We start from the raw sequence: 13,059 nt of genomic DNA, 5'->3' as shown, positions 1-13,059 counted from the left end.
ATTATATTATTCGTCAAAATTATCTGCACCAAGATCAGCAATGATATCATCTGTTGGTTCTTCAGTAGTATAATCATCTTCTACTACATTTTCTTCAGAAACATCTGTTGTTACTGCTTGACCATAAGATTCTTTTGTTGCTGTTGCATCCATATCGAGTTCTCTTGCAGTTTCATTGATATCATCTTCAATATCATTAATCATAATTTCCTGTGCATCTTCGGAAAGAACTTTGATATCAAGACCAATACTTTGTAACTCTTTAATGAGAACTTTGAAGGATTCTGGAACACCTGGTTCAGGAATGTTTTCACCTTTTACAATAGCTTCATATGTTTTAACACGTCCAACAACATCGTCAGATTTTACTGTTAAAATTTCTTGAAGTGTATAAGCTGCACCATATGCTTCGAGAGCCCAAACTTCCATTTCCCCGAAACGCTGACCACCAAATTGTGCTTTACCACCAAGTGGCTGTTGAGTAACAAGAGAGTATGGACCAGTTGAACGAGCATGGATTTTATCATCAACAAGGTGATGAAGTTTAAGCATGTACACGCAACCTACTGTAACAGGATTTTCAAATGGTTCACCTGTACGACCATCATATAAAATAGTCTTACCATTATCAGAGAAACCAGAAGCTTTGAGTGTTTCAAATACTTCGTTACCTTTTGCACCATCGAATACTGGAGTTGCAATGTGAATACCAGCAACGTCTGGTTTTGGCATACCATTTTTATCAAAATCATAACCAATTGCACGTAAACGAGATTCTACTGTTGGATCTCCTGCTTTAATCTGCATACCAAGTTCACGAACAGCCATACCAAGATGTGTTTCAAGTACCTGTCCGATGTTCATACGTGAAGGCACGCCTAATGGGTTAAGCACGATATTTACTGGAGTACCATCTGGTAAGAATGGCATATCTTCTTCACGCATAACGCGGGATACAACCCCTTTGTTACCATGACGACCAGCCATTTTATCGCCGACAGAGATTTTACGTTTTTGAGCAATATATACACGTACTAACTGATTTACACCAGGTGGTAATTCATCATTATTAGCACGGTTGAAGATTTTAACATCAACAATTCGACCAGCTTCACCATGTGGAACGCGAAGGGAAGTATCACGAACTTCACGAGCTTTTTCACCAAAGATAGCGCGTAATAATCTTTCTTCTGCTGTAAGTTCTGTTTCTCCTTTTGGAGTAACTTTACCAACTAAGATATCACCTGCACGAACTTCTGCACCGATACGGATAATACCATCAGCATCAAGGTCGCGAAGAGCATCTTCTGCTACGTTTGGAATATCTTGTGTGATTTCTTCTGGTCCAAGTTTTGTATCACGAGCATCGCATTCATATTCTTCAATATGGATAGATGTGTAAATATCTTCTTTTACAAGTTTTTCACTTAATAAAATCGCATCTTCGTAGTTATAACCTTCCCAAGGCATATATGCTACGATAACGTTGTAACCAAGAGCTAATTCACCATGATCAGTTGCTGGACCATCAGCGATAGGTTCTTTTGCTTCTACATGATCACCTTTGTACACGATTGGCACTTGGTTCATACATGTACCTTGGTTGGAACGTAAATATTTTTGTAATTTATAATGGTCGATTTCACCAGTTTCGTCTGCACGAACTTCAATGTAATCTGCTGTTACTCTAACAACTTCACCTGCGCGTTTTGCAAGTACCATAACACCAGAGTCACAAGCTGCTTTATATTCCATACCAGTACCAACAAGTGGTGCCTGTGTTCTGAAAAGAGGTACAGCCTGACGTTGCATGTTCGCACCCATTAAGGCACGGTTAGCATCGTCGTTTTCTAAGAATGGAATCATTGCTGTCGCAATGGATACAATCTGTTTTGGTGATACGTCCATGTAATCTACACTATCTGCATCAACAAGCATTGTTTCTTCATGAACACGTGCTGTTACACGCTGAGCTTTGAACCAGTTATTTTCATCTAATGGTTCATTGGCTTGTGCAATTACTAAATCATCTTCTTCATCAGCTGTTAAATAACGAACATCTGTTGTTACTTGTTTATTAACTTTATCGACTTTACGATAAGGTGTTTCCATAAAGCCAAATTCATTAATACGAGCATATGTTGCAAGGGAACCGATAAGACCGATGTTTGGACCTTCTGGAGTTTCGATAGGACACATACGACCATAGTGAGAGTTGTGTACGTCACGAACTTCGAACCCTGCACGTTCACGACTAAGACCACCAGGACCAAGTGCAGATAAACGACGTTTATGTGTAAGTTCACTAAGTGGGTTATTCTGGTCCATGAACTGAGACAACTGGCTAGAACCAAAGAATTCTTTGATTGCTGCCACAACAGGACGAATATTTACAAGAGCTTGTGGTGTAATTACATCATTATCTTGTGTATTCATACGTTCTCTGATTACACGTTCCATACGGGATAAACCGATACGGAATTGATTTTGTAACAATTCACCAACAGAACGGATACGACGATTTCCTAAATGGTCGATATCATCTTTATGTCCATGTCCATCCATTAAGTTTAATAAATAACTAATAGATGCAATAATATCGTTAATAGTAATTGTACGATGATTGTATGGTAAAGTACGAGAACAAATCATCTTAATTCTATTATTGTTTTTATCTTTAATATAAACAATTGCATGTTCATCTTCACCGAAGATATTATTTTCTTGTTCGATAGTAATATCTTCAACCATAGATGCTTCAATTGTAACATCAGCAGGAACTAAAACTTCACCAGTTTCTTTATCTACTAATGGCTCAGCTAATTGTTTGCCTAAAAGACGACGTTTCCAGCCTAATTTTTTAGTTAATTTATAACGACCTACAGTTGCTAAATCATAACGTTTAGGATCAAATAAAAGCTGTTCTAAAAGTTGTTTAGCATTATCTACAGTAGGTGGGTCGCCTGGACGCTGTCTTTTGTAGATTTCTACTAATGCTTCTTCTTTTGTTACTGTATTATCACGGTCTATAGTGTTTCTAATGCGTTCATCATTATCAAATAAAGACATAATAGCATCATTTGTACCATAACCTAATGCACGGATTAATACTGTAGCTGGTAATTTACGATTGCGGTCAAGACGAACAGAAATAACATCATTTAAATCTGTTTCAAACTCTATCCATGCACCACGGTTTGGAATAACTGTGGCATTATATAATCTTTTACCAGTAGGATCAATATTTTCACCGTAATAAGCACCAGGAGAACGAACGAGCTGACTTACGATAACACGTTCCGCACCATTGATGATAAATGTACCTGTTTCTGTCATGAGTGGGAAATCACCCATGAAAACTTCCTGTTCCTTTACTTCGCCAGTATCATTATTAACCAGGCGTACATTGACACGTAAAGGAGCAGAATACGTAGCATCGCGTTCTTTACATTTATCAATATCATATTTAGGTTTTCCTAAAGAAAAACCTTCAAACGATAACACAAGATTTCCTGTAAATCCCTGAATTGGAGAGATATCATGGAAAATCTCCTGTAATCCTTCCTTCATAAACCAATCATAAGAATTTCTCTGGATATCCAGAAGATGAGGCATATCCATAACCTCTTTGATTTTGGCATAGCTATACCTGGTCCGTTTACCAACTGAGACAGGATTGAACATTAAAATCTTCACCCCTCAAACCGAATTGAAACTAAATATTAAACATATGAATAAAGTGTTTTCTTATCTTTTGTCTACACGCTTTGATATGTTTTCACTATCAACATACATTAAACGTTAAAAAGGCAAGGCACTTTTTCTCTTTAAAGACCTTGCTTTGTAATTGACAAAGATATTCCTTTGTACACCTCATTCACTCCAAAATATATAAAGCTATAGAAAAATATTTTCTATAACGTAATCAAATATATTGACATTCTTCGCTCAACAATGATAACTACAGTACTTAAATACTTAACAGCTATAATTGCCAATAGAAGATTTTTAAGAAGTATATCCTCTTAAAGGAACTGCCAAAACTCCTTTGTAGCTTCTAAAATATGAAGTCCTACATTTTGTGTTTTTAAAGAACAACTAACTTTATAGGCTTGCTATTTGCTTACCTAAAACTTAACATAAAGCTTTATTTTCTTTGAAATAAAATCAAAAGAACTCTCGCTTTTTATGTTAAAAATTTTGAACGTTACTCATCTCAAACTAATTTTTATTTAGTTTTTTTACGACAAATAATCGCACGTCCGGTAATAATAAATTATAGCATACTACCAGATGAGCGTCAATCAAATATTCTAGCTTAAAATGCGATTTAAACTAGAATATTTGATTTTAATTTTAAAGAATTTTAGATAAGAATAATTTTGTACGTTCTTGTTTAGGATTTTCAAAAATTTCTTTTGGTGTACCTTCTTCAATGATACGACCTTCATCTACGAATAATACACGATCCCCAACTTCACGAGCAAATCCCATTTCATGAGTAACTACAACCATTGTCATACCTTGATTAGCTAAGCTTTTCATAACATCTAATACTTCTGTTACCATTTCTGGGTCAAGAGCTGATGTTGGTTCGTCAAAGAGCATAACTTTTGGTTTCATTGCAAGAGCTCTAGCAATGGCCACACGTTGTTGTTGCCCACCAGATAACTGACTTGGATAAGAATTAGCTTTTTCTTTTAAACCAACTCTTTGTAATAAATCCATAGCTGTTGAGATTGCTTCATCACGTGAAATTTTCAACACTTTTGTTGGTGCAAGTACAATATTTTCTAATACTGTCATATGTGGAAATAAATTAAAACGTTGGAATACCATACCGATATTTTCACGAATTTTATTGATATCCGCATGTTTATCGAGTTTCATATTATCTACAGTGATATCTCCACTTGTAGGCTCTTCTAAATAATTCATGCAACGAAGTAATGTAGATTTACCAGAACCACTTGGTCCAATTATAACTACCACTTCTTTTTCTTCAATGGAAACATCTACGCCTTTTAATACTTCTACATGACCAAAAGACTTATGCAGATTTTTAATTTCTATCATCAATTTGATACCTCCGCTCTAAATATGCTACAAAACGAGAAATAGATAATGTCATTATTAAATAAATTAAAGCAACACAAACCCAAATTTCTAAAGAAGCATATGTTCTAGCAATAACTAATTGACCACGACGAGTTAACTCTTCAAAGCCAATAACAGACACTAATGATGAATCTTTCAATAAAGCGATGAATTCATTTCCTAGTGGTGGTATTACACGTTTAAAAGCCTGAGGAATAATTATATATCTCATTGTCTGGAACCAAGATAAACCTAAAGAGCGACCTGCTTCCATCTGACCATTATCTATAGATTGTATACCTGCTCTAAAAATTTCCGCTACATATGCACCACTATTGATACTACAAGCAGCAATAGCTGCTACAAATGGGTTCATTTTTATACCTGTTAATACAGGTAGTGCAAAATATATCAAGAAAATCTGTACTAATAAAGGTGTTCCACGTAAAAAGTCAACGTAGATAGCTGCTAACCATTTAATTATTCTAATTTTACTAATGCGAGCAACACCAACAAATAAACCAATAATAATACCAATTGCAACACTTAGTGCTGTAATTTGAATTGTAAAAATAGCACCTTCAATAAGTAATGGAAAAGCATTGATAATAATATCAAATCTAAAATCCAAAAATAAAACCTCCTCACTTTCTTCTATTATAGAAAAAGGACACTGACCATCAGACAGTGTCCTTCTAGGTTACTATGTTAAATACAAAATCTATTATTTAGCAGGTTTTGTACCAAACCATTTTTCATAGATTTTGTCATATTCACCATTTTCTTTAAGTGTTTTTAAAGCTGCATCTACTTTTTGTTTTAATTCTGTATTACCTTTTTTCATTGCAAAACCATATTCTTCAGATGTAAGTTTATCATCTAAACGTTTTACATCAGTAGCTTTAGTTTTTACAATATAATAATCATTTACAGGAAGGTCATTAATAACTGCATCAACGTTACCTGCTTTTAATTCCATAAATGTATCAGCAGAACTATTTAAAGCTTTTACTTCAGCACCTTCGATTTTCTGTGCTTCTTCCATGCTTGTTGTACCGATCTGTACAGCTATTTTTTTGCCTTTTAAATCAGCAAAACCATTGATATCAGTGTTGTCTTTAGGAACAACGATAGTAAGACCAGAAATATAGTAAGGAGCAGAGAATTCTACCTGATTTTTACGTTCTTCATTAATAGTCATACCAGAAGCAATTATATCAATATTGCCAGATTCCATAGCAGGAATTAAGCCATCGAAGTTAACATTTTGAATTTCAGCTGTGTAACCCATTTCTTTAGCTACAGCTCTGATTAAATCCATATCAAAACCTTGATATTCTGTGCTACCATTTTCGTCTTGGAATTCAAATGGAGCAAAGTCAGCATTAGTACCTACACGTAATACTTTTTCTCCGCTAGAAGCTGCTTTATCAGAACTATCTTGTCCACAGCCAGCGAAAAGTGCACTTACAGCAAACATACAAAGAGCACATAAAGTTAATAGTTTCTTACTCATTATGTAACTTCCCTTCTTTAAATTTGTTTATAAAATTATAATTACATCTAACCTTAAAAAAGGCTCGGAAATATCCAAGCCTCCTTGCCGATTAAACTAAATTATTTATTGCGTCTAGCGTTGAAACAATCACGACAATAAACTGGACGGTCTCCTTTTGGTTCAAAAGGAACCTGTGTTTCTTTTCCGCATTCTGCACATTCTACAGTATACATCTGACGCTGTTCTTTTCCGCCTTCACGTTCGCGACGTCTTTTATCACGGCATTCATGGCAACGTGCTGGTTCATTTTCAAAGCCTTTTTCTGCATAAAAAGCTTGTTCTCCTGCACTGAAAACAAATTCCTTACCACAATCTTTACATACTAGTGTTTTGTCTTGAAAATCCATTTGTAAAACTCCTTAAAAAGTTCAATTAAGCCCAAGCCGTTTCATCCCATAAATGCATGATTTTCCACGTCATTTTTCATATCAGAACAAAAAAGCTGTTTGCTTCTTTTAGTATAAAGTTTTATTCAACAAAAATCAAGCAAAAATTAACTATATATTGTAAAATTATAAAAATTTTTCTCCCTTTATTCGTATATTTATACACAACATTTATAAATATTTATTTTTATATAAATTGAAATGATAATTTATATTTGATATACTAACTTAGTTAGCATAATGTATGAATAAATTAGTAGGAGTTTTTTATTTTGGAAAATAAAATTGATGATACAAATAAACACGATACAACTAGTGATAACGATAAAAATGATATTGATACATTAAATACTCCAGATTGGCTCAGCAGGGAATGGCGAGAAAAAAATGATCCACCCTCTCCTCCACCGCCAAAAAAAATATATAAAAAGAAGAAAAACTATAATCGTCTTATTGCTCTAATTATTATTCTATTATTAGTATTAGTTGGATTTGTCTTTGCTAACTCTGATTCTTCCTCTGATAATCCTCCAACTATAACCACAGAACAAACAAACGTTCTTAATATCATGATAATGGGTGTAGATAGACGCGCTGATGATGTCGGTCGCAGTGATACATTAATGGTTTTAACATATAATCCAAATGAACAAAAAGCTTCTTTATTATCTTTGCCACGTGATACTAGAGTACATATCGAAAAAAATGATTATGACAAAATAAATCACGCTTACGCTTATGGTGGTCATGAGCTCACGCAAAAAGTAGTGGAATCATTTTTAAATGTACCGATTAATTATTATATTCTTATAGATATCCAAGCTTTTGAAAAAATCATCGACGCTGTTGGTGGTGTTGATATTGATGTAGAAAAACGCATGTATTATGAAGACCCTTGGGACGACAATGGTGGTCTTGTTATCGACCTTCAACCAGGACTTCAGCATTTAAATGGTAAGACAGCTATTCAATATGTTCGCTATCGCGATGGTGAGGGCGATATCGGTCGTATAAATCGTCAGCAAAAATTCATGAAAGCTTTCCTTGCACAAGCAATATCACCATCTATCCTACCAAAACTACCAGATATTTTAAGCAATATTTCCTCAGCTATTCAAACTAATATGCCATTGAGTGAAATGATTGCCTTAGTATCCAATTTGCCTACAATTCAACAAAATGGCTTATCTTCTAGTATGGTTCCTGGACAACCTGCTTATATCGAAGATATCAGCTATTGGATACCAGATATTGCCAAAACACGAAATTTAATAGCGCAAAATATGGGAATTACCTTAAATGAAACTGCTCAAAAAGATACTGAATCTACAATAAAAGCATATGAAAAATCTTTGCCTAAAGGTTTAAAAATGGGCGATATTACAACAGAAACTCCTTCAAGCGAAGAAAGATCTTCAACTCAAAAAGATAACACCGCTCCTGCTAAAGAAAAAGTTGAACCTGTAAAAAATGAAGATATAACCGTTTTAGTCATCAATTCCAGCGGTATCAATGGAGCTGGTGCAGAAGTTGCAGATATCTTAAAACGCAAAGGTTTTAAAATTTCTAGTGTTGAAACAGGAAATACATCTTCTCGTGAACATACAACTATTACAGCAAATGAACATGAAACAGATTGTTTCTATGGTATGCCATTTACTTGTACTATTATGTCAGGAGGAAGCTCTGGTCAAGCAACAGTCAATATTGGCTTAGATTATCAAAAACAAAATTAAATTATTTTAAATTAAATCTTGCTATATCTTCATGGAGTAGCAAGATTTAATTATATAGGTCTATAAATTTAAATTATATTATATAGTTATAAATTATAAAGGAAGTGTTATTTTGGGAATTTTACGCATTCAAGATTTAGGAAAATCCTTTGGTATAGAAGAATTATTTCATAATGTCTCCTTTGATGTGGCTCGTGGCGATAAAATTGGTTTTGTTGGCCCTAATGGTGCTGGTAAATCCACTTTAATGAAATGTCTTTTAGGTATTGAAGAATATGATACTGGACGCATCAGTATTGATAGTGTAGATACTATCGGCTATATGCAACAGCAATCAGATTTCACTCATGATAATTTATATGACGAACTCCTATCTGCTTTTGCTGATATCATTGCTCTTGGACAGAAAAAAACTACATTGGAAAAACAAATTGAAAACTTAGATGATAATGATAAACTTGAAGATTTAATGAAGGAATATAGTCGTATTTCTGATAAATTTGAACAATTAGGCGGATACGATTATGAAAGCCGTCTTCGTCGCGTTGCTTTTGGTCTTGGCTTTAGTGAAGAAGACTTTCCTAAAAACCCAACATTATTTTCAGGTGGTCAACGCACTCGCATTTGTTTAGCTAAAGCATTACTTCGTGAGCCAGATTTTCTCTTTTTAGATGAACCAACAAACCATCTAGATATTGAAATGATTGAATGGCTTGAAGGCTTTTTGAGCAATTATAAAGGTGGCGTACTTTTAATTTCTCATGACCGTTTTTTCTTAGACAAAGTTGCCACTAAGATTTTAGATTTAGAAAATAAAACAACTGTTTTATATGATGGTAACTATTCCACTGCCATGAAAGTAAAAGCTCAAAGACGAGCTGCTTTAGAATCTGCCTATACTAAACAGCAAGAACATATTCGCGAAACAGAAGAATATATTCGTCGCTATAAAGCAGGTGTCAAAGCAAAACAAGCTAGAGGTCGTGAAAAACAATTACAGCGTTTAGAACGCATTATCTTACCGCCACAAAAATCAGGTTTTAATTATTTTATGTTCCATAAACCAGAAGAATGTGCTCAACGTGTAGCTGAACTTGATGATGTATCTGTTAGCTTTGGCGATCATAAAATCTTTGAACATCTATCTTTATTAATTCGCAAAGGTGATGGTGTAGCTATCGTAGGCCCTAATGGTGCTGGTAAAACAACTTTATTGAGACTACTTTTAGGCGAATTACAATCTCCTACAGGAAATATTAAAATCGGCAGTCGTGTAAAAATCGGCTATTATTCCCAGCAACATGAAGGTCTTTGCCCTAGCAATACTGTTTTTGATGAAATCTTATCTTCATTTGGTTTAAATGATGAACAGGCTCGCCACTGTCTAGGTGCTTTCTTATTCAAAGGTGATGATATTTATAAATTAATCGGCGATTTATCCGGTGGAGAAAAATCTCGCTTGGCTTTATTGAAATTGATGTTAACTGGTGCAAATTTCCTCGTAATGGACGAACCTACAAACCATTTGGATATTCCTGCTAAAGAAGCTATTGAAGAAGCGATGATGGCTTTCCCTGGTACATTTATCGTCGTTTCCCATGACCGTTATTTCTTAGATAAAGTTACTAACTTCACTTGTGAATTAGAAAACGGACATTTAACAGAGTATAATGGAAATTATAGCTATTATCGTGAAAAAAAATTAGAAATGCAAAAAGAACTTGAGTCTACTCAAGAAACTTCAAATAAAAAAGCTACTGTTGAAAATAAAACTACGCCTAAGACAAAACAAGAAAAAGCAAAACCTAAAAATGCACATGTAGCTTCTGCTATGAGCAGTGAAAAATTAACCATGATGATACAGCGTTGCGAAGCTACTATCGCTATGTTTGAAGCTGAATTAAAAGGTTTAGAATATCAAATGAATGACCCAACACTGCAAGCAGATCCCAATAAAAGTCATGAAATAGCTACAGCTTATGCTCAAAAAGAACAAGAACTAGAAGAAAAATATATCGAATGGGATAAATTAACTGAAGAATTAGCAAATAAAGCATAAAATAATAAATTTATCATAAATAATAGAAAGGCTTTACTTATGGAAAAAATATGTGGAACAGTCGATACGATTATTTTTGCCAGTCAAGATAATCGCTTCACTGTTTTAAAATTATCACCAGAAAAACTTTCTACACAGATAACAGTTACCCTAAACGGCATAGCTCCACTCATTGGGCAACTATTAGAAATCGAAGGGGAATGGGTAAAGCACCCTAAATTTGGGCAACAATTTAAAGCTACAACTTATAAAACTGTTGCCCCTACAGAAATATCCGGCATTGAAAAATTCTTAGCTTCTGGGGCAATCAACGGCATTGGCCCTGCCATGGCAAAGAAAATAGTCGCTGAATTTGGCGAAAAAACTTTAGAAATAATTGCTAAATCACCAAATGAATTATTAAAAGTTCCTGGTATTGGCAAAAAAACAGCAGAAAAAATTTCTACATCTTATCTTGAACAAAGCGAACTCACTGAAATCATGGTTTGGCTAGAAAATCATGGTATATCCAATACTTATGCAGGTAAAATCTTTGCTAAATACGGTTCTTTTGCAATAGATATCATGGAAAAAGATATCTATCGCTTATTTCAAGATATAGAAGGCATAGGTTTTTTAACAGCTGATAAACTGGCTTTTAATCTTGGCATACAAAGAGAGGATAAACGACGCATAATCTCAGGCATAGACTATGCTTTAATGCAACTTTGCAACAATGGTCATTGCTGTATCCCTGAAATGGCTCTTGTCGATAAAACAGCAAAAATATTGCAAGTAAATAATCAAATCATCTTCACTATTTTAAAAGAACGCATTGATATTGGCTCTTTAAATACTGAAGTAGTTGGTGGTGAAACTTTAATTTATCCGCCATATCTTTATTATGCCGAAAAAAAAGTTGCTACGCGTCTACTTCAATTACAACAAGCAACTGAGCCTTTATCGGAAGATAATCTTTCTTTATTTATCAAAGTATGGGAAAAAGACAATCAAATCCAACTTGCACAAAAACAAAAAGAAGCCATCAAAGCTTGTCTTCATCACGGAGTTTTAGTACTCACTGGTGGCCCTGGTACTGGTAAAACGACTGTAATCAAAGGCATCTTATCCATTTTAAAAGCCCAAGGATTAAAAATTCGCCTAGCAGCACCAACTGGACGAGCTGCAAAACGCTTAAGCGAAACAACAGGGCAAAAAGCTTTAACTATCCATCGCTTGTTAGAAGCAAATAATTTAGCTCAAGATGATAATTTACAATTAGGCTTTAGCAAAGATATCGATGACCAATTAGATGCTGATGTCATTATCTTAGATGAAGTTTCTATGGTAGATATAGTCCTCATGCACCATTTTTTAAATGCTGTACCAGATGGTTGTCGCATCATCTTAGTCGGTGATACAGACCAACTCCCTGCCGTAGGCCCTGGCTCTGTACTTAAAGATATCATCCGTTCGCAAAAAGTCCCTGCTATTCGCTTAGATGAGATTTTCCGCCAAGCTCAAACAAGCATGATTATCCAAAATGCACATATCATAAACGCTGGTAGATTGCCTGACCTTCGCAAACAATACAGCGATTTTGTCTTTTATGAATTAAATGACGATACTTCCATTACACAAAAAATCCTTGATTTATGTACTAAAGATTTACCTCATGAAGGTTTTGATGTTCTCAAAGACGTACAAATTTTATCTCCTATGCACCGCTTTTTATGTGGCGTAGAAAATTTAAATCTAATGCTTCAAGAACAATTAAATCCTAAAAAAAATCAAGATGAATTAAAATATTCTTCACAAACATTTCGCGTTGGCGATAAAGTCATGCATATCCGCAATAACTACCAAAAAAATGTATTTAATGGCGATATTGGTTTTATCCAAGATATCAACAACGAAAAATTAACTGTAGATTATTTTGACCATATTGTTACCTATGAAAAAAATGAACTAAACGAATTAACTCTAGCTTATGCCTCAAGTGTGCATAAAAGTCAAGGCAGTGAATATAAAGTAGTCATCATTCCTTTATCAACTAGCCACTACATCATGCTCCAACGAAATTTACTCTATACAGCTATCACTAGAGCCAAACAAAAAGTCATCATCATTGGCTCAAAAAAAGCATTGATGACTGCTATTCAAAGTAATCGAACACAAAAAAGATATACACTGCTTGCTGAACGTTTAGCCCATAAATTAATTTAAGCTATTTTAGAAAAGAGT

Annotated in this window: 8 protein-coding genes; 3 read left to right on the top strand and 5 right to left on the bottom strand. The window is 34.4% G+C overall.

The features are described from left to right. Positions 1-6: 6 nt before the first annotated feature. The 5 genes from rpoB to BMX03_RS06985 all read right to left on the bottom strand — a co-directional run bounded on the left by rpoB (position 7) and on the right by BMX03_RS06985 (position 7,002). Complete coding sequence (gene rpoB, locus BMX03_RS07005; protein ID WP_091694580.1) at positions 7-3,684, bottom strand: DNA-directed RNA polymerase subunit beta; 3,678 nt, start codon at positions 3,682-3,684, stop codon at positions 7-9. Between the two features lie 672 nt (positions 3,685-4,356). Next, positions 4,357-5,076, bottom strand: coding sequence for an amino acid ABC transporter ATP-binding protein (locus BMX03_RS07000; protein ID WP_008538734.1), 720 nt, complete (start codon positions 5,074-5,076; stop codon positions 4,357-4,359). After that, complete coding sequence (locus BMX03_RS06995; RefSeq protein WP_008538735.1) at positions 5,063-5,728, bottom strand: amino acid ABC transporter permease; 666 nt, start codon at positions 5,726-5,728, stop codon at positions 5,063-5,065. Before BMX03_RS06995 ends, BMX03_RS07000 begins: the two co-directional genes overlap by 14 nt. 93 nt (positions 5,729-5,821) lie before the next feature. Beyond that, positions 5,822-6,613 carry a basic amino acid ABC transporter substrate-binding protein gene (locus BMX03_RS06990; protein ID WP_091694578.1) on the bottom strand — a complete coding sequence of 264 codons (792 nt, stop codon included), beginning with the start codon at positions 6,611-6,613 and terminating at the stop codon, positions 5,822-5,824. A 101-nt stretch (positions 6,614-6,714) separates the two neighbouring features. Further along, on the bottom strand, positions 6,715-7,002 hold the full coding sequence (locus tag BMX03_RS06985; protein ID WP_008538738.1) for a zinc-ribbon domain containing protein: 288 nt from the start codon (positions 7,000-7,002) through the stop codon (positions 6,715-6,717). Between the two features lie 311 nt (positions 7,003-7,313). Between BMX03_RS06985 and BMX03_RS06980 the strand changes: the two genes are divergently transcribed. From BMX03_RS06980 to BMX03_RS06970, 3 genes are all read left to right on the top strand, one after another. Further along, positions 7,314-8,777, top strand: coding sequence for an LCP family protein (locus tag BMX03_RS06980; RefSeq protein ID WP_091694575.1), 1,464 nt, complete (start codon positions 7,314-7,316; stop codon positions 8,775-8,777). Positions 8,778-8,889: 112 nt separating this feature from the next. Continuing rightward, positions 8,890-10,836 carry an ABC-F family ATP-binding cassette domain-containing protein gene (locus BMX03_RS06975; RefSeq protein WP_091694572.1) on the top strand — a complete coding sequence of 649 codons (1,947 nt, stop codon included), beginning with the start codon at positions 8,890-8,892 and terminating at the stop codon, positions 10,834-10,836. 39 nt (positions 10,837-10,875) lie between these two features. Beyond that, a complete protein-coding gene (locus BMX03_RS06970; protein WP_091694569.1) occupies positions 10,876-13,041 on the top strand; it encodes an SF1B family DNA helicase RecD2 in 2,166 nt (721 codons plus the stop codon). Positions 13,042-13,059 lie beyond the last annotated feature (18 nt).

The organism is Megamonas sp. Calf98-2 (genome assembly GCF_900110235.1).
GTDB classification, from domain to species: Bacteria; Bacillota; Negativicutes; order Selenomonadales; family Selenomonadaceae; genus Megamonas; species Megamonas funiformis.
The sequence above is the reverse complement of the archived record's forward strand: the minus strand, read 5'-3'. Positions and strand labels throughout refer to the sequence as shown.